The organism is Pseudomonas sp. DL (assembly GCF_047199225.1).
GTDB lineage: Bacteria > Pseudomonadota > Gammaproteobacteria > Pseudomonadales > Pseudomonadaceae > Pseudomonas > Pseudomonas aeruginosa.
Map to the genome: position 1 here is coordinate 2,124,165 of NZ_CP178323.1, position 16,793 is coordinate 2,140,957.

General features: G+C 66.3%; 19 protein-coding genes. 15 read left to right on the top strand and 4 right to left on the bottom strand.

Translation table 11 applies throughout. The features are described from left to right. Positions 1-5: 5 nt before the first annotated feature. The 4 genes from nqrF to sthA all read left to right on the top strand — a co-directional run bounded on the left by nqrF (position 6) and on the right by sthA (position 4,047). Positions 6-1,229: an NADH:ubiquinone reductase (Na(+)-transporting) subunit F gene (gene nqrF, locus ACI766_RS09935; RefSeq protein ID WP_003113984.1), complete on the top strand. Its 1,224-nt coding sequence runs from the start codon at positions 6-8 to the stop codon at positions 1,227-1,229. Then, the gene (locus ACI766_RS09940; protein WP_003105187.1) at positions 1,222-2,250 is read left to right on the top strand and encodes an FAD:protein FMN transferase; all 1,029 of its coding nucleotides are present in this window, start codon (positions 1,222-1,224) and stop codon (positions 2,248-2,250) included. Before nqrF ends, ACI766_RS09940 begins: the two co-directional genes overlap by 8 nt. Beyond that, positions 2,247-2,474 carry a (Na+)-NQR maturation NqrM gene (nqrM, locus tag ACI766_RS09945; protein WP_003091178.1) on the top strand — a complete coding sequence of 76 codons (228 nt, stop codon included), beginning with the start codon at positions 2,247-2,249 and terminating at the stop codon, positions 2,472-2,474. Before ACI766_RS09940 ends, nqrM begins: the two co-directional genes overlap by 4 nt. Positions 2,475-2,652: 178 nt before the next feature. Beyond that, positions 2,653-4,047: a Si-specific NAD(P)(+) transhydrogenase gene (gene sthA / locus ACI766_RS09950; RefSeq protein ID WP_003091177.1), complete on the top strand. Its 1,395-nt coding sequence runs from the start codon at positions 2,653-2,655 to the stop codon at positions 4,045-4,047. 42 nt (positions 4,048-4,089) lie between these two features. Here the strand turns inward: sthA and ACI766_RS09955 are convergent, their stop codons facing one another. Genes ACI766_RS09955 through ACI766_RS09965 form a run of 3 tightly spaced genes read right to left on the bottom strand, consistent with a single transcriptional unit; the run spans position 4,090 to position 5,726 of the window. Beyond that, entirely contained in the window at positions 4,090-4,812 is a 723-nt protein-coding gene (locus tag ACI766_RS09955) for a glycerophosphodiester phosphodiesterase (protein WP_003113986.1), read from the bottom strand. After that, entirely contained in the window at positions 4,809-5,117 is a 309-nt protein-coding gene (locus tag ACI766_RS09960; protein WP_003105194.1) for a hypothetical protein, read from the bottom strand. The genes ACI766_RS09955 and ACI766_RS09960 overlap by 4 nt, the downstream gene beginning before the upstream one ends. A 9-nt stretch (positions 5,118-5,126) precedes the next feature. Continuing rightward, entirely contained in the window at positions 5,127-5,726 is a 600-nt protein-coding gene (locus ACI766_RS09965; RefSeq protein WP_087823893.1) for a PilZ domain-containing protein, read from the bottom strand. A 102-nt stretch (positions 5,727-5,828) separates the two neighbouring features. Here ACI766_RS09965 and ACI766_RS09970 point away from each other — a divergent pair, with 102 nt between their 5' ends. From ACI766_RS09970 to ACI766_RS09980, 3 genes are all read left to right on the top strand, one after another. Further along, on the top strand, positions 5,829-7,079 hold the full coding sequence (locus ACI766_RS09970) for a lipoprotein-releasing ABC transporter permease subunit (RefSeq protein ID WP_023086055.1): 1,251 nt from the start codon (positions 5,829-5,831) through the stop codon (positions 7,077-7,079). Beyond that, complete coding sequence (gene lolD / locus ACI766_RS09975; protein ID WP_003091168.1) at positions 7,072-7,755, top strand: lipoprotein-releasing ABC transporter ATP-binding protein LolD; 684 nt, start codon at positions 7,072-7,074, stop codon at positions 7,753-7,755. Before ACI766_RS09970 ends, lolD begins: the two co-directional genes overlap by 8 nt. 69 nt (positions 7,756-7,824) lie before the next feature. Beyond that, positions 7,825-9,069 (top strand): lipoprotein-releasing ABC transporter permease subunit, encoded by a 1,245-nt coding sequence (locus ACI766_RS09980; RefSeq protein WP_023086056.1) that lies wholly within the window; start codon positions 7,825-7,827, stop codon positions 9,067-9,069. An 87-nt stretch (positions 9,070-9,156) separates the two neighbouring features. Here ACI766_RS09980 and ACI766_RS09985 read toward each other — a convergent pair whose 3' ends face one another. Beyond that, positions 9,157-9,690, bottom strand: a complete 534-nt coding sequence (locus ACI766_RS09985; protein WP_003091165.1) for a DUF2062 domain-containing protein — start codon at positions 9,688-9,690, stop codon at positions 9,157-9,159. A 130-nt stretch (positions 9,691-9,820) separates the two neighbouring features. On the opposite strand from ACI766_RS09985, the gene ACI766_RS09990 reads away from it, so the two are divergent. From ACI766_RS09990 to murB, 8 genes are all read left to right on the top strand, one after another. Next, a complete protein-coding gene (locus ACI766_RS09990; protein ID WP_003119806.1) occupies positions 9,821-12,046 on the top strand; it encodes a DNA internalization-related competence protein ComEC/Rec2 in 2,226 nt (741 codons plus the stop codon). A gap of 72 nt (positions 12,047-12,118) precedes the next feature. Further along, entirely contained in the window at positions 12,119-12,754 is a 636-nt protein-coding gene (locus ACI766_RS09995; protein WP_003091163.1) for a MotA/TolQ/ExbB proton channel family protein, read from the top strand. After that, positions 12,751-13,191, top strand: coding sequence for an ExbD/TolR family protein (locus ACI766_RS10000; protein ID WP_003091161.1), 441 nt, complete (start codon positions 12,751-12,753; stop codon positions 13,189-13,191). The genes ACI766_RS09995 and ACI766_RS10000 overlap by 4 nt, the downstream gene beginning before the upstream one ends. After that, the gene (gene lpxK / locus ACI766_RS10005) at positions 13,191-14,189 is read left to right on the top strand and encodes a tetraacyldisaccharide 4'-kinase (RefSeq protein ID WP_031756493.1); all 999 of its coding nucleotides are present in this window, start codon (positions 13,191-13,193) and stop codon (positions 14,187-14,189) included. The genes ACI766_RS10000 and lpxK overlap by 1 nt, the downstream gene beginning before the upstream one ends. A gap of 37 nt (positions 14,190-14,226) precedes the next feature. Beyond that, on the top strand, positions 14,227-14,412 hold the full coding sequence (locus ACI766_RS10010; protein ID WP_003091157.1) for a Trm112 family protein: 186 nt from the start codon (positions 14,227-14,229) through the stop codon (positions 14,410-14,412). Then, complete coding sequence (gene kdsB / locus ACI766_RS10015) at positions 14,412-15,176, top strand: 3-deoxy-manno-octulosonate cytidylyltransferase (RefSeq protein ID WP_412828497.1); 765 nt, start codon at positions 14,412-14,414, stop codon at positions 15,174-15,176. Before ACI766_RS10010 ends, kdsB begins: the two co-directional genes overlap by 1 nt. Beyond that, positions 15,176-15,640: a low molecular weight protein-tyrosine-phosphatase gene (locus tag ACI766_RS10020; RefSeq protein ID WP_003106924.1), complete on the top strand. Its 465-nt coding sequence runs from the start codon at positions 15,176-15,178 to the stop codon at positions 15,638-15,640. The genes kdsB and ACI766_RS10020 overlap by 1 nt, the downstream gene beginning before the upstream one ends. After that, positions 15,637-16,656, top strand: a complete 1,020-nt coding sequence (gene murB, locus ACI766_RS10025; protein WP_023104547.1) for a UDP-N-acetylmuramate dehydrogenase — start codon at positions 15,637-15,639, stop codon at positions 16,654-16,656. The genes ACI766_RS10020 and murB overlap by 4 nt, the downstream gene beginning before the upstream one ends. Positions 16,657-16,793: the final 137 nt, after the last annotated feature.

A 16,793-nucleotide genomic window follows, 5' to 3' on the forward strand; every position in this document is an offset into this window, starting at 1 on the left:
GGCCCGTGATCGGATTCGAGATTTTCCTGGCCATCGGCATGTTCACCGCCATCGTCCTGGGCCTGGTGGCGATCATCCTGGTCGCCCGCGCCAAGCTGGTGTCGAGTGGCGACGTGACCATCCAGATCAACGGCGAGCACAGCCTGACCGTGCCGGCCGGCGGCAAGCTGCTGCAAACCCTGGCGGCGAACAACGTGTTCCTGTCTTCCGCCTGCGGCGGCGGCGGCACCTGCGCGCAGTGCAAATGCGTGGTGGTCGAGGGCGGCGGCGAGATGCTGCCGACCGAGGAGTCGCACTTCACCCGGCGCCAGGCGAAGGAAGGCTGGCGCCTGTCGTGCCAGACGCCGGTCAAGCAGGATATGCAGATCCGCGTGCCTGAAGAGGTCTTCGGGGTGAAGAAATGGGAGTGCACGGTGGAGTCCAACCCCAACGTCGCCACCTTCATCAAGGAACTCACCCTGCGCCTGCCGGACGGCGAGAGCGTGGACTTTCGTGCCGGCGGCTACGTGCAGCTGGAATGCCCGCCGCACGTGGTCGAGTACAAGGACTTCGATATCCAGCCGGAATATCGCGGCGACTGGGACAAGTTCAACATGTGGCGCTACGTGTCGAAGGTCGACGAGACGGTGATCCGCGCCTACTCGATGGCCAACTACCCGGAAGAGAAGGGCGTGGTCAAGTTCAACATCCGCATCGCCTCGCCGCCGCCGGGCAGCGACCTGCCGCCGGGGCAGATGTCGTCCTGGGTGTTCAACCTCAAGCCGGGCGACAAGGTCACCGTGTACGGGCCGTTCGGCGAGTTCTTCGCCAAGGACACCGAGGCCGAGATGGTCTTCATCGGCGGCGGCGCCGGCATGGCGCCGATGCGTTCGCACATCTTCGACCAGTTGCGCCGGCTCAAGTCGAACCGCAAGATCAGCTTCTGGTACGGCGCGCGCTCGCTGCGCGAGGCCTTCTATACCGAGGAGTACGACCAGCTGCAGGCGGAGAATCCCAACTTCCAGTGGCACCTGGCGCTGTCCGACCCGCAGCCGGAGGACAACTGGACCGGCCTGACCGGTTTCATCCACAACGTGCTGTTCGAGAACTACCTGAAGGACCACCCGGCGCCCGAGGACTGCGAGTTCTACATGTGCGGCCCGCCGATGATGAATGCCGCGGTGATCAAGATGCTCACCGACCTGGGCGTGGAGCGCGAGAATATCCTGCTGGACGATTTCGGTGGCTGAGCGTTTCCGTCCGCTTGCCATGGCCGGACTGGCAGCGCTGGCGCTGGTCCTGGCCGGTTGCGGCGACACCCTGGAAAGCTTCGGCGGCCCGACCATGGGCAGCACCTATTCGATCAAGTACGTGCGCGGCGCCTCGGCGCCCGACGTCCAGACGGCGAAAGCCGCGGTGGAGGCGATCCTCGCCGAGGTCGACCGGCAGATGTCCACCTACCGCGACGATTCCCTGGTCTCGCGTTTCAATGCGCTGCCGGCGCAGTCCTGCATGGAGCTGCCGCCACCGATGCTGGAGTTGCTGCGCTACGGCGGCGAGTTGTCGGAGCAGAGCCAGGGCGCCTTCGACATGACCGTCGAGCCGCTGATGAACCTCTGGGGCTTCGGTCCGCAGGCGCGGGTAGAGAAGGTTCCCAGCGCCGAGCAGATCGCCGCGGTGCGCCGTGACGTCGGCCATCGACACCTGCGCATCGACGGCCAGCGCCTGTGCAAGGACGCCGCCGTACAATTGGACTTCGACAGCATCGCCGCTGGCTATACGGTGGACGCGGTAGGCGAACGCCTGAAGGAGCTCGGCGTGCGCAGCTACCTGGCGGAAATCACCGGCGAGTTGAAAGCCGAAGGGCGCAAGCCGGACGGCACGCCCTGGCGCATCGCTATCGAAGCGCCGCGCGAGGGCCAGCGGGTCGCCCAGCAGGTACTGGCGCTGGACGGCTACGGCGTCTCGACCTCGGGCGATTACCGCAACTATTTCGAAGAGAACGGCCAGCGCTATTCGCACACCTTCGACCCGCGCACCGGCGCGCCGATCGACCATCACCTGGCTTCGGTCACGGTGATCGATCCGTCGACGCGCAACGCCGACGGCCTGTCGACCCTGCTGATGGTGCTCGGTCCGGAGGAGGGCTACCGTTTCGCCGAGAAGCACCGACTGGCGGCGCTGTTCGTCAGTCGCCAGGGCAACGGTTTCGACAGCCGCACCACGCCACGCTACGAGCAACTGTTCGGCAACCAAGGAGAACGTCCATGACCTGGCTACTGGTCTTCGTCATCATGCTGCTGGTGGTCTTCGGCATGTCCATCGGCGTCATCATGGGCCGCAAGCCGATCGCCGGTTCCTGCGGCGGCATCGCCAACCTGGGGATCGAGAAGGAATGCTCGATCTGCGGCGGCGACCGGCAGAAATGCGAGGAAGCCAACCGCGACGAATCTGTAGTGCCCGGAAAACTCGCCTACGACGCGACCAAACGCTAATGTGCGACATTTCGCACAGGGCGTAACATATGCCCGCCTCGAGGTCGGACCGAGCCTTGCCCGGCGAATGCCGTCGTTCGCACCGACCCGATGATCGAATCGATCCGCCGCGCACATGTTGTGCAGCGGCTTTGCCGGAGGCGCCAGTGGGCGCCTCGGCCTGTTCTGAGGAGTACGCATGGCTGTCTACAACTACGACGTGGTGATTTTGGGCACGGGTCCGGCGGGCGAAGGGGCGGCGATGAACGCCTCCAAGTACGGACGCAAGCTGGCGGTAGTCGACAGCCGTCGCGTGGTCGGAGGCAACTGCACGCACCTCGGCACCATTCCTTCCAAGGCCCTGCGCCACTCGGTGAAGCAGATCATCGAGTTCAACACCAACCCGATGTTCCGCCAGATCGGCGAGCCGCGCTGGTTCTCCTTTCCCGACGTGCTGAAGAGCGCCGACCGGGTGATCTCCAAGCAGGTCGCTTCGCGTACCGGCTACTACGCGCGCAATCGCATCGACATGTTCACCGGCACCGCCAGCTTCGTCGACGAACGCACCGTCGAAGTGGTGACGCCGAGCGGCGCGGTGGAGCGCCTGGTCGCCGACCAGTTCGTGATCGCCACCGGCTCGCGCCCGTATCGTCCTTCGGACATCAATTTCAACCACCCGCGGGTCTACGACAGCGACACCATCCTGTCCCTGAGCCACACCCCGCGCCGGCTGATCATCTACGGAGCCGGGGTGATCGGCTGCGAATACGCGTCGATCTTCAGCGGCCTGGGCGTGCTGGTGGACCTGATCGATACGCGCGACCAGTTGCTCAGCTTCCTCGATGACGAGATTTCCGATGCGCTGAGCTACCACCTGCGCAACAACAACGTGCTGATCCGCCACAACGAGGAGTACGAGCGCGTCGAGGGGCTGGACAACGGTGTCATCCTTCACCTGAAGTCGGGCAAGAAGATCAAGGCGGACGCGCTGCTCTGGTGCAACGGCCGGACCGGCAACACCGACAAGCTCGGCCTGGAGAACGTCGGCATCAAGGTCAACAGCCGTGGCCAGATCGAGGTGGACGAGAACTACCGTACTTCGGTGAGCAACATCTTCGCCGCCGGCGACGTGATCGGCTGGCCGAGCCTGGCCAGCGCTGCCTACGACCAGGGCCGCTCGGCCGCCGGCAACATCGTCGAGAGCGACAGCTGGCGCTTCGTCAACGATGTGCCGACCGGCATCTACACCATTCCGGAGATCAGCTCGATCGGCAAGAACGAAAGCGAACTGACCGCGGCGAAGATTCCCTACGAAGTGGGCAAGGCGTTCTTCAAGGGCATGGCCCGGGCGCAGATTTCCAACGAGCCGGTGGGCATGCTGAAGATCCTGTTCCATCGCGAGACCCTGGAGATCCTCGGCGTGCACTGCTTCGGCGACCAGGCTTCGGAAATCGTCCACATCGGCCAGGCGATCATGAACCAGCCGGGCGAGCTGAATACCCTGAAGTACTTCGTCAACACCACCTTCAACTACCCGACCATGGCGGAAGCCTATCGGGTAGCGGCGTTCGACGGCCTCAACCGGCTTTTTTGAAGGACTCCGGCCGGCGGCCTGAGCCGGCCGGAGGGGATGTGCTCAGCGATTCCCGAGGGTGGCGCTGGCCAAACCGGGAAAGTCTGTGATCAGGCTGTCCACGCCGAAGTCGGCGAGCCGGCGCATCAGCGCCGGTTCGTTGACCGTCCACACCGAGACGTGAAGCCCCTGGCGCTGGGCCTTGAGCAGGCGTTCCGGGGTGCATAGGGTCCAGTTCAGGGCGAGCAGGGCACAGCCATAGTGCTGGGCGACCTTCAGCGGGTCGAGCCAGGCGTATTCGGCGACCAGCCCGCGCGACAGCTCTGGGGTCAGTTCGTTGAGGGCCTTGAGCACGGTCCGCGAACCGCTGGTGACGGTGACCTTGTCGCGGTTGCCGAAGCGCTCGGTCAGCTCCCTGATCCGCGTTACCGTCCGCGCCGCGCGTTCGCGCGAGGCGCTCTTCACTTCCAGCTGCCAGTGCTCGAACGGGCACTTCTCGAACAGCTCCTCCAGCCGCGGGATCGGCGTCGGCCGTACCCAGCCGGGGCCGCCCTTGCGCGCGTCGTAGGTGGCCAGGGTGGCCGCGTCGTGTTCGGCGACCTTGCCGCGGCGGCCGGTGGTGCGCTTCAGGGTCGGGTCGTGGATCACCATCAGTTCGCCGTCGCGGGACAGGTGCAGGTCCAGTTCGCAACGGTTGACGCCATGCTCCAGGCAGCGCTGGAAGCTGGCCAGGGTGTTTTCCGGCGCTTCGCCCTTGGCGCCGCGATGTCCATAGATGAGAGTCACTGTGGCTCCTTGTTCGAGGGTTGCGCGGGATTCCGCGGCCGATGATGGCGAACGCTGTCGAGCACCCGGCCGCTTTCGAAATATACCGAGAAGTCGCGGTAATCCCAGCGCACGATGGGCGGCTGGCCGACCGCGGGATGTTCCTCGTCGGCCAGGCCGAAGCGTTGCAGCACGGCTTCGCGGCTTTCGCCGTGCGCGGGCAGGGCGACCCGGGTATCGCCCTGGGCGCCCAGCGGAATGCTCAGGGTGTCGGCGAACAGCGGCGGGGCGAGGAGGAGGGAGCACAGCAGTAGCGAACGGAGCATCGGCACATCTCAGGTCGAAGAAGGTTGGCCCGGCTCGCCGAGCGGGCCCTGTCCGGCCCGTGCCAGGCGGCGCTGCTGGGCCTGCTTCTGGAGGATATGCCGGGCCAGCAACTGGCGCTGTGCGTCGCTCAACGCTTCGAACTCGGTGCCGATCTCGAATTCGTCGTCGTGTGGCTGGGCGTGGATTACCCGGGCCCGCAGTTCGAGGCCGAACCCCTGCGGCAACAGGACCATGCGCAGGACGAGCAACTGGCCGACCGGCAATGCGCGGTCGTGGCGGAAGCTGACTCCCCCCTCGGACAGGCTGACCTTGCGCGGTTCGCCGATCTCCTTGAGCAGGCTCTGCACCATGACCTGGCCAAGCAGGTCGATGCGCTTGTTCATCACCTTCAGGTAGTTGGCCAGCGTGCGGTCGCGTTCGCTGATGTGGCGCAGAAGGTGCTGCGACTCGTAATCCATCAGGTGGAGGTCGCTGAGCAGGCTGAACAGGGTGGCCCCCGGCTCGCTCTCCAGGCCGTCTTTGACGGCCCCGGCAGGGCGAAATTCCAGTGCGAGGGTATCTTCGATACGGTAGTATTCGCGGCGGTCATCCGCGTCACGAGTGGACATGGCGAACCCACGGCGGCAGTGATGGTCAGAGTGTAAGGCCGCCGGCGATGCCTCGCCACTTCGCCATCCCGACGCATCCATTTTCTGCCAGCTAAGGGCGACATGTTCAGACCCCTGTCCGTTTTCATCGGCACGCGCTATACGCGGGCCAAACGTCGCAGCCATTTCGTCTCCTTCATTTCGCTGACCTCGATGATCGGCCTGGCACTGGGCGTGCTGGTGATGATCGTGGTGCTCTCGGTGATGAACGGCTTCGATCGCGAAATGCGTACCCGCATCCTCGGCATGGTGCCGCAGGCCACCGTCGAGTCGTACCAGCCCATCGATGACTGGCGCGCCCTGGCCGAGAAGGTCAAGGCCCACGAGCATGTCACCGCGGTAGCGCCGTTCACCCAGATGCAGGGCATGCTCAGCGCCAATGGCGCGGTGCAGACGGTGATGGTCGATGCGGTCGATCCGCTGGAAGAGGCCAAGGTCTCGATCATTCCCGATTTCTTCAAGCAGGGCTCGCTGGCGGAACTCAAGGCCGGCGGCTTCGGCATCGTCATCGGCCAACTGGCGGCGCAGAAGCTCGGCGTCGGCATCGGCGACAAGGTCACCCTGATCCTCCCCGAGGTGGCGGTCACCCCGGCCGGGGTGTTCCCGCGGATGAAGCGTTTCACCGTGGTCGGCACCTTCCGCGTCGGCGCCGGCGAACTGGATGGCGGCCTGTCGCTGATCCACCTGAAAGACGCCGCGCGCCTGCAGCGCTGGAAGACCAACCAGGTACAGGGGCTGCGCCTGAAGCTCGACGACCTGTTCCAGGCGCCGCGGGTGGCCTGGGAGATCGCCCGGACCCTGACCGACAATGACTTCTACGCCCGCGACTGGACGCGCAGCCACGGCAACCTGTACCAGGCCATCCGCATGGAAAAGACCATGATCGGCCTGTTGCTGCTGCTGATCGTCGCGGTCGCCGCGTTCAACATCATTTCCACCCTGGTGATGGTGGTCACCGACAAGAAGTCGGACATCGCCATCCTTCGTACCCTCGGCGCCACGCCGGGGCAGATCATGGCTACCTTCATGGTCCAGGGCACGGTGATCGGGGTGATCGGCACGCTGGTCGGCGGGGTCCTCGGGGTGGTCGCGGCGCTCAACGTCAGCGCCTGGATTTCCGCCCTGGAAAAGCTGCTGGGCCACCAGTTCCTCGCGTCCGACGTGTACTTCATCGATTACCTGCCGTCGCAACTGATGCTCGACGATGTCGTGCTGGTCTGCGGCGCGGCCCTGGTCCTCAGCTTCTTCGCCACTTTGTATCCAGCCTGGCGTGCGGCGCGCACCCAGCCTGCGGAGGCTTTGCGTTATGAATGACAAGTCGGTGCTGAGTTGCCGCAACCTGAGCAAGAGCTACGACGAGGGGCCGCAATCGGTGCAGGTGCTGTCCGGCGTCGAGTTGAACCTGCTGCCTGGGGAGCGGGTGGCTATCGTCGGCAGCTCCGGTTCGGGCAAGAGCACCTTGCTGAACATGCTCGGCGGCCTGGACACGCCCTCCGCCGGCAGCGTCTGGCTCGCCGGCGAGGAACTCTCGGCGCTGAACGAGACGGCCCGCGGGCTGCTGCGCAACCGCGCGCTGGGCTTCGTCTACCAGTTCCACCACCTGTTGCCGGAGTTCACCGCCCTGGAGAACGTCTGCATGCCGCTGTTGATCGGCCGCACGCCGATCGCGGAAGCCCGCCAGCGGGCGGCCGAGCTGCTGGAGCGGGTCGGGCTGGGTCATCGCCTGTCGCACAAGCCGGCCGAGCTGTCCGGCGGCGAGCGCCAGCGGGTGGCGATCGCCCGCGCGCTGGTCAACCGTCCGCAGCTGGTACTGCTCGACGAGCCCACCGGCAACCTTGACCAGCATACCGCCCAGGGTATCCAGGAGCTGATGCTGGAACTGAGCCGTTCGTTGCAGACCTCGTTCCTGGTGGTAACCCACGATCTCCAGCTGGCCGGGCACATGGATCGCATCCTGCGCCTGGAAGAAGGCCGACTGATCGCCGCGTAGCGGGGCGACGGCGTGCCCGCCGTCCGCTCCCGTCCGGCGAATCCCCCATCGACTCGGTGCATCCGCGACATGTTCAGACCGTTACCGTTCTTCATAGGCCTGCGCTACACCCGCGCCAAACGCCGCAACCACTACATCTCGTTCATCTCGCTGACCTCGATGATCGGCCTGGCGCTGGGCGTGCTGGCGATGATCATCGTGCTCTCGGTGATGAACGGCTTCCAGAAGGAAATGCGCACGCGGATCCTCGGCATGGTGCCGCATGCCACTATCAGCGCGACGCAGCCGCTGGACGACTGGCAGACCGTCGCCAACGCGGCGCTGCGGCACCGCGAGGTGGTCGGCGCGGCGCCGTTCGCCGAACTGCAGGGCATGCTGTCGTACAAGGGCAACATGCTGCCGGTGCTGGTCAACGGCATCGACCCGCAGGAGGAGCGCAAGGTTTCCATCATCGGCGAGCACATCGTCCAGGGCAGCCTGGACGACCTCAAGCCTGGCGAGTTCGGCATCGTCCTCGGCGAGATCACCGCGCGGCGCTTCCATGTCAATGTCGGCGACAAGCTGACCCTGATCATCCCGGAAGCCACCAGTGCGCCGGGCGGCATCACTCCGCGCATGCAGCGCTTCACCATCGTCGCCCTGTTCAAGGTCGGCGCCGAACTGGACAACTCGCTGGCGCTGATCGACATCGCCGATGCCGGCCAGTTGCTGCGCCTGCAACCGGGCCAGGTGCCGAGCGTGCGCCTGGAGCTGAAGGATCTCTACCAGTCGCCGCAGGTCGCCGCCAAGGTGGTCAAGGAGTTGGGGCAGGGCTTCAGGTCCAGCGACTGGACCAGGACCCAGGGCAGCCTGTTCAACGCGATGAAGATGGAAAAGACCATGATCGGCCTGCTCCTGCTGCTGATCATCGCGGTCGCCGCCTTCAACATCATCGCCACCCTGATCATGGTGGTCGCCGACAAGCGCACCGACATCGCGATTCTTCGTACCCTCGGCGCCACGCCGCGGCAGATCATGGCGATCTTCATGGTCCAGGGCACCGTCATCGGCGTGATCGGGACGGTCATCGGCGGGGTACTCGGGGTGTTCGCGGCGTTGAACATCACCGGGATGATCGACCGCATCGAACGGTTGGTCGGACACAAGGTCTTCAGCTCGGATGTGTACTTCATCAACTACCTGCCTTCCGATCTGCAGGTGCTGGACGTGGTGCTGATCTGCAGCGCTGCATTGCTGATGAGCTTCCTCGCCACCCTGTACCCATCCTGGCGCGCGGCGCGGACACAACCGGCCGAGTCGCTGCGCTACGAGTGAGCGAGAAGGCCTGCGCCAGTCCCAGCACGGGGCGGACAAGGCCCACGAAAAAGCCGCCTTCGAGGCGGCTTTTTCATGTCCGGCGGATCACTTCGCGGCGACCCGTTCGCGACGTTGCCGGCAGCGTCGGCTCCAACTGCGCTGCACCCACCAGCGCCAGTAGAGCATCGTCAGCGCGTAGCCGAGGATGGCGGCGATGATGCCGCACACCACCGAACCGAGCAGGAAGGGCTGCCAGAGGCTGGACAGCTCCTGGCTGATCCATTCCCAGGTGAGATGGTCCGGCAGGGTGCGCGGCGGCACCTGCATCAACCAGGCGCCCAGCTTGTAGGTGCAATAGAAGACCGGGGGCATCGTGATCGGATTGGTCAGCCAGACCAATCCGACGGAGATTGGCAGATTGCTCCGAATCCACACCGCCAGACCGGCCGCCAGCAGCATCTGCATCGGCATCGGGATGAAGGCGGCGAACAGCCCGGCGGCCATGGCGCGCGATACCGAGTGGCGATTGAGATGCCAAAGGTTGGGATCGTGCGTCAACTTGCCGAGAAAGCGCAGCGACTTCTGCGAGCGGATGCTTTCCGGATCGGGCATGTAGCGCTTGAACAGGCGACGCGGCATGTGGGCTCTCGGTGGATATAGGCTTGCGTATTATGCCAAGCAAGATGACAGGATTTCGTTGCCCATTGTATGACCCCATGTGACATGTCGGGGAGCGGAGGGCACGCCACGGGGATGGGAGGAACCGTTCATGCGCCTGGGATTGCCAGCCCTCGCCGCGGGGCTGCTGGCCCTGCGCTTCCTGGCGGAATTGCCGTCGGTCGGCTGGCTGCTGGGCATGGCCGCCGCCGGACTGTTGCTGCTGTTCGGCCGGCTGTACTGGCTGGGGTTGTTCCTGCTCGGGTTCGCCTGGGCCTGCGGCTCGGCGCAAGTCGCCCTGGACGGACGCCTGGCCGCCGAGCTGGATGGTCGCACCCTTTGGCTGGAGGGGCGTGTGGTCGATCTGCCGGCGAGCGGCGAGGGCGTCACGCGCTTCCGGCTGGAGGAGGTCCGCGCTGCGCGGGGCGTGCTTCTTCCCGAGCGTCTGCGCCTGAGCTGGCGCGGCGCACCGCCGCTGATGGGCGGCGAACGCTGGCGCCTGGCGGTGACCCTGAAACGCCCCCGCGGCCTGGTGAACGCGGCGGGTTTCGACTACGAGGCCTGGTTGTTGGCGCAGCGGGTCGGTGCTGTGGGCACGGTGAAGGCGGGCCAGCGCCTGCAGCCGGCCAGCGGCCTGGATGCCTGGCGCGATGCCTGGCGCCAGCGCCTGCTGGCGGTCGACGCACAGGGGCGCGGCGCCGCCCTGGCGGCGCTGGTGCTGGGGGATGGCTCGGGGTTGAGCGCGGCCGAGTGGCGCATGTTCCAGGACACCGGCACCGTGCATCTGATGGTCATCTCCGGTTCGCATATCTCGTTGCTGGCGGGGATGCTCTATGGCCTGGTGGCGGCCTTGCATCGCCTGGGCTGCTGGCCGCGGCGCCTGCCCTGGCTGCCCTGTGCCTGCGCCCTGGGTTTGCTTGGTGCCTGGAGCTACGGGTTGATGGCGGGTTTCGAGGTCCCGGTGCGGCGCGCCTGCCTGATGGTCAGCCTGGCGCTGGTCTGGCGCCTGCGTTTCCGCCACCTGGGCTTGCTGACCCCGCTGCTGGCAACGCTGGTGCTGGTCTTGCTGGTCGAGCCGCTGGCCAGCCTGCAGGCGGGGTTCTGGCTGTCGTTCCTGGCGGTTGCCCTGCTGCTCTGGCTGTTCGCCGGGCGCCTTGGGCGCTGGCGCTGGTGGGCGGCCTGGGGGCGGGCGCAGTGGGGGATGGCGCTGGGGCTGGCGATGCCGCTGCTGGCGCTGGGACTGCCGTTGAGCCTGAGCGGAGCGCCGGCCAACCTGCTGGCGGTGCCTTGGATCGAACTGCTGGTAGTGCCCCCGGCCCTGGCGGGGAGCCTGCTGCTGTGGGTGCCCGGGCTGGGCGAGGGGCTGCTTCGCGCCGCTGGCGTTTCGCTGGACCTGCTGTTTCGTGCGCTTGGCCTGCTGGCGGGCCTGGCCGAGGCCTGGCAGCCACCCGCCGCAGCGGCCTGGAGCGTAGCGCTGGGCATGCTCGGCGCGCTCTGCTGGCTGGCGCCGGCTGGCTTGCCGTTGCGTGCCCTCGGTGCCGCGTTGCTACTGCCGGCATTGTTGCCGTCATCGCCGCCTGTCGAATGGGGGCGGGCGGAAGTGCGGGTGCTGGACGTCGGCCAGGGGCTGGCCGTGCTGGTGCGTACCCGAGAGCATGTCTTGCTCTATGACAGCGGTGCGCGGCAGGGGGCGTTCGACATGGGCGAGCGGGTGGTGGTGCCGGTGCTGCGCAGCCTGGACCTGCGGCGCCTGGACGGCCTGTTGCTGAGCCATGCCGACAACGACCATGCAGGCGGTGCTCCTACGGTCGCTTCCCGATTCCCGCCGGTTTGGCTGGTCAGCGGCGAACCCGCGCGCCTGCCTTCGCCGTTGTTCGCGGACAGCTGCGACGAGCGGAGCTGGTCCTGGGATGGCGTGGTTTTCGAACAGTGGGCATGGGCACAGGCCGGCGACAGCAACGACCGCTCCTGTGTGCTGAGGGTCGAGGCCGATGGCGAAGTCCTGCTGCTGACCGGGGACATCTCGCGTGCGGCCGAGCATGCCTGGCTGGCGCGACAGGCCGATCCCCGGGTCGACTGGTTGCTGGCGCCGCATCATGGCAGCCGCAGTTCCTCCGGAGTCGCCTTCGTGTTGCGTACGCGGCCTCGCCATGTGCTGGTCTCGCGAGGTTGGCGCAACGCCTTCGGCCATCCCCATGGCGAAGTGATGGAGCGTTACGCGAGGGTCGCCGCGCAGGTCCACGACACGGCACGCGACGGTGCCCTGACGTTTCTCCTCGGAAGCCGTGGCGGCGCACGCCGGGAGCGTGATTCGGCGCACTTCTGGCGGGAAAAATGAGAACCGTGGCGGTCGGCGGAAAAGGGTCGCTGTGCTAGAGTGGCGCCACTTTTTTTTCGGGGATATGCCACTGTGTGGGAACTGGTTCAAGCCGGCGGCTGGATGATGCTGCCGATCATTCTGAGTTCGATCGCCGCCACCGCCATCGTCGCGGAGCGCCTGTGGACGCTGCGCAAGAGCCGCGTCGCGCCGCCCGAGCTGCTCGGCCAGGTGTGGAAGCAGATCAAGGGCAAGCAACTGAGCGCCCAGAAGCTCAAGGACCTGCGCGCCAACTCGCCGCTGGGAGAGATCCTCGCCGCCGGTCTGGCCAACTCCAAGCACGGTCGCGAGATCATGAAGGAGTGCATCGAGGAGGCTGCTTCCGGTGTCATCCACGAGCTGGAGCGCTACCTCAACGCCCTCGGCACCATCGCCGCGATGGCGCCGCTGCTGGGCCTGCTGGGTACGGTGTTCGGCATGATCCAGATCTTCGGCGCCTTCATGGACAACGGCATGGCCAACTCGCCGATGCTCGCCGCGGGCATCTCCAAGGCATTGATCACCACCGCCGCCGGCCTGCTGGTGGCGATTCCGGCGGTGTTCTTCCATCGCTACCTGCTGCGGCGGGTCGACGAACTGGTGATCGCCATGGAGCAGGAGGCCATCAAGCTGGTGGAAGTGGTGCAGGGCGATCGTGAAGTCGACTACGTCGAGGAAGGCAAAGCGTGAAATTCCGCCGCAGACGGGCGGGTGCCGCCCGTGAAGACGTCTTCATCAACCTGGCGTCGCTGATCGACGTGATCTTCGTCCTGCTGCTGTTCTTCGTGGTCAGTACCACCTTCACCCGCCCCGAGCAGCTCAACATCGAGCTGCCATCGGCGGAGAGCGGCGAAACCGCCGGCACCGAGCAGAAGCAACTGGAACTCTCGGTGGATGCCGAGGGGCACTACGCCTTGAACGGGCAGGCGCTGGCCAAGAGCGACCTGGCCACCCTGATGGCGGCGATGCAGCGTGAATCGGCGGGCGACAACAACCTGCCGGTGGTGATCAGCGCCGATGCCAAGTCCACCCACCAGTCGGTGGTCACGGCGATGGACGCAGCGGGCAAGCTGGGCTTCGTCCACCTGCGCATCACCACGGTCGAGAACACGGCGGCCAAGCCCTGATGTCGTTCTCCGAGCGACTGATCGCCGCCTGGTACCAGGGGCATCCGGCGCTGGCGCTGCTGCGTCCGCTGGAGGCTCTCTATCGTCGGGTGGCGAACGGCCGCCGGGCGGACTTCCTGTCCGGGCGCAAGCCCGCTTACCGGGCACCGCTGCCGGTGCTGGTGGTAGGCAATATCACCGTCGGCGGAACCGGCAAGACGCCGATGATCCTCTGGATGATCGAGCACTGCAGGGCTCGCGGCTTGCGGGTTGGCGTGATCAGCCGCGGCTATGGTGCCCGGCCGCCCACCACGCCGTGGCGGGTGCGGGCCGAGCAGGACGCCGCGGAGGCCGGCGACGAACCGCTGATGATCGTCCGGCGCAGCGGCGTGCCGCTGATGATCGACCCGGATCGTCCGCGCGCCCTGCAGGCGCTGCTCGCCGAAGAGCAGTTGGACCTTGTCCTCTGCGACGATGGCTTGCAGCACTATCGTCTGGCGCGCGATCTGGAGCTGGTGCTGATCGATGCCGCGCGCGGTCTCGGCAATGGTCGTTGCCTGCCGGCCGGTCCGTTGCGCGAACCGGCGGAGCGTCTGCAAAGCGTCGACGCGCTGCTTTACAACGGCGCCGACGAGGATCCTGACGGCGGTTACGCATTCCGCTTGCAGCCTACTGCGCTGATCAACCTGCAGAGCGGCGAGCGCCGACCGCTGGAGCATTTTCCCGCGGGCCAGGAAGTCCACGCCCTGGCCGGGATCGGCAATCCGCAGCGTTTCTTCAGGACGCTCGAGGCGCTACACTGGCGAGCGATTCCGCATGCCTTCCCGGATCACGCGACCTACACGGCGGCCGAACTGGCGTTCAGCCCGCCGCTGCCGCTGCTGATGACCGAGAAGGATGCCGTTAAATGCCGGGCTTTCGCAGCGGCCGACTGGTGGTACCTGGCGGTCGATGCGGTGCCTTCCCCTGCATTCGTCGCCTGGTTCGACGCCCGACTCGAGCATCTCCTGGCGCGCTGACCGGCGGCCGTGCCGCCATTGTATGAAGGACTCCGCCATGGACCCGAAACTCCTCGATATTCTTGCCTGCCCGTTGACCAAGGGCCCGCTGGTGCTCAGCGAAGACAAGACCGAACTGATCAGCAAGCAGGCCGGCCTGGCCTATCCGATCCGCGACGGCATCCCGGTGATGCTGGAGAGCGAGGCTCGCTCCCTGAACGTGGACGAGCGGCTGGACAAGTAATGACCCAGGCGTTCACTGTCGTCATTCCCACCCGCTACGCCTCTACTCGTCTGCCCGGCAAGCCATTGCAGGATATCGCCGGCCAGCCAATGATCCAGCGCGTCTGGAACCAGGCCCGCAAGAGCGCCGCCAGCCGCGTGGTCGTCGCCACCGACGACGAACGCATCCTGGCGGCGTGCCAGGGGTTCGGCGCCGAGGCGCTGCTGACACGTGCCGAGCACAACTCCGGCACCGATCGCCTGGAGGAAGTCGCTTCCCGGCTCGGCCTGGCCAGCGATGCCATCGTGGTCAACGTCCAGGGCGACGAGCCGCTGATCCCCCCGGCGCTCATCGACCAGGTGGCGGCCAACCTGGCGGCGCACCCGGAGGCCGCCATCGCTACCCTGGCCGAGCCGATCCATGAGGTCTCCGCGCTGTTCAATCCGAACGTGGTCAAGGTCGCCACCGACATCGACGGCCTGGCCCTGACTTTCAGTCGTGCGCCCTTGCCCTGGGCTCGCGACGCCTTCGCCCGCGATCGCGACAGCCTGCCGGAGGGCGTGCCCTATCGTCGCCACATCGGCATCTACGCCTATCGCGTGGGTTTCCTTGCCGATTTCGTCGCCTGGGGACCGTGCTGGCTGGAGAACGCCGAAAGCCTCGAGCAATTGCGCGCGCTCTGGCACGGGGTGCGAATCCATGTGGCCGATGCCCGCGAAACCATGCTTCCGGGCGTGGATACGCCGGAAGACCTCGAACGCGTTCGCCGCGTGCTGGGGGGCTGATGCGCGTCCTGTTCGTCTGCCTGGGCAACATCTGCCGGTCGCCCACCGCCGAAGGCGTGTTCCGGCGCAAGGTCGAGGAGGCCGGGCTGGCTTCCCGCATCCATGTCGATTCCGCCGGTACCGCCGGCTGGCATGTCGGCAAGGCGCCTGACCAGCGCACCCGCCTGGCCGCGCAAAGGCGTGGCTACGACCTGTCGGCACTGCGTGGACGCCAGGTCGGCATCGAGGATTTCTCCCGCCATGACCTGATCCTGGCCATGGACCTGTCCAACCTGGCTGACCTCGAGACCCTGCGTGCCGGGCGCGGTGCCGCCGAACTGGATCTGTTCCTGCGTCGCTACGGATCCGAGCGGGACGAAGTGCCCGATCCCTACTATGGCGGCGAAGAAGGCTTCGAGCAGGTCCTCGACCTGATCGAACATGCCTGCGACCGTCTGTTGATCGAAGCCAAGGGGCGACTGTGAGCCTGGAACTGCAAGAGCATTGCTCGCTGAAGCCCTATAACACCTTCGGCATCGACGTGCGCGCCCGCCTGCTGGCCCACGCCCGGGACGAGGCTGATGTGCGCGAGGCCCTGGCCCTGGCTCGGGAGCGTGGATTGCCGCTGCTGGTGATCGGTGGTGGCAGCAACCTGCTGCTGACCCGTGACGTCGAGGCGCTGGTTTTGCGCATGGCCAGCCAGGGGCGGCGAATTGTTTCCGATGCCGCGGATTCGGTGTTGGTCGAGGCGGAGGCGGGCGAGGCCTGGGACCCATTCGTACAATGGAGCCTGGAGCGGGGCCTGGCCGGTCTGGAAAATCTCAGCCTGATTCCCGGCACCGTGGGTGCGGCGCCGATGCAGAACATCGGCGCCTATGGCGTGGAGCTGAAGGATGTCTTCGACAGCCTGACGGCGCTGGATCGCCAGGATGGAACCCTGCGTGAGTTCGATCGCCAGGCCTGCCGTTTCGGCTACCGCGACAGCCTGTTCAAGCAGGAGCCTGATCGCTGGCTGATCCTCCGCGTGCGCCTGCGCCTGACACGGCGGGATAGGCTGCACCTGGACTACGGGCCGGTACGCCAGCGCCTGGAGGAGGAGGGCATCGCCAGTCCGACGGCCAGGGACGTAAGCCGGGTAATCTGCGCCATTCGCCGGGAGAAGCTGCCCGACCCCGCCGTATTGGGCAATGCCGGCAGCTTCTTCAAGAACCCGCTGGTGGATGCGACGCAGGCCGAGCGCTTGCGTCAGGCCTTCCCGGATCTGGTTGGCTATCCGCAGGCGGACGGTCGGTTGAAGCTGGCCGCAGGCTGGCTCATCGACAAGGGCGGCTGGAAGGGCTTTCGCGATGGCCCGGTGGGGGTACACGCGCAGCAGGCGCTGGTCCTGGTCAACCATGGCGGTGCCACCGGTGCCCAGGTCCGGGCATTGGCGGAGCGTATCCAGGAGGACGTCCGTCGGCGTTTCGGCGTCGAATTGGAGCCTGAACCCAATCTCTACTGAGGGTGCGGCTGGAGAATGAAAAAGGGATGCCGGCGGCATCCCTTTTTCATTGTGCGTGTTCGGCGGCTCTGGTCATGACGGGCGGTATGCCGGAGTGCCGCGGAATGACACGCAAAAAAAGGGGATGCCATGGCATC

Bases quoted from the DNA above. Each gene is read 5' to 3' on its own strand.
- nqrM (WP_003091178.1), top strand. From the start codon at position 2,247: ATGACCTGGCTACTGGTCTTCGTCATCATGCTGCTGGTGGTCTTCGGC.
- sthA (WP_003091177.1), top strand. From the start codon at position 2,653: ATGGCTGTCTACAACTACGACGTGGTGATTTTGGGCACGGGTCCGGCG.
- ACI766_RS09960 (WP_003105194.1), bottom strand. From the start codon at position 5,117: ATGCTCCGTTCGCTACTGCTGTGCTCCCTCCTCCTCGCCCCGCCGCTG.
- ACI766_RS09965 (WP_087823893.1), bottom strand. From the start codon at position 5,726: ATGTCCACTCGTGACGCGGATGACCGCCGCGAATACTACCGTATCGAA.
- ACI766_RS09970 (WP_023086055.1), top strand. From the start codon at position 5,829: ATGTTCAGACCCCTGTCCGTTTTCATCGGCACGCGCTATACGCGGGCC.
- lolD (WP_003091168.1), top strand. From the start codon at position 7,072: ATGAATGACAAGTCGGTGCTGAGTTGCCGCAACCTGAGCAAGAGCTAC.
- ACI766_RS09980 (WP_023086056.1), top strand. From the start codon at position 7,825: ATGTTCAGACCGTTACCGTTCTTCATAGGCCTGCGCTACACCCGCGCC.
- ACI766_RS09985 (WP_003091165.1), bottom strand. From the start codon at position 9,690: ATGCCGCGTCGCCTGTTCAAGCGCTACATGCCCGATCCGGAAAGCATC.
- ACI766_RS09990 (WP_003119806.1), top strand. From the start codon at position 9,821: ATGCGCCTGGGATTGCCAGCCCTCGCCGCGGGGCTGCTGGCCCTGCGC.
- lpxK (WP_031756493.1), top strand. From the start codon at position 13,191: ATGTCGTTCTCCGAGCGACTGATCGCCGCCTGGTACCAGGGGCATCCG.
- ACI766_RS10010 (WP_003091157.1), top strand. From the start codon at position 14,227: ATGGACCCGAAACTCCTCGATATTCTTGCCTGCCCGTTGACCAAGGGC.
- kdsB (WP_412828497.1), top strand. From the start codon at position 14,412: ATGACCCAGGCGTTCACTGTCGTCATTCCCACCCGCTACGCCTCTACT.
- ACI766_RS10020 (WP_003106924.1), top strand. From the start codon at position 15,176: ATGCGCGTCCTGTTCGTCTGCCTGGGCAACATCTGCCGGTCGCCCACC.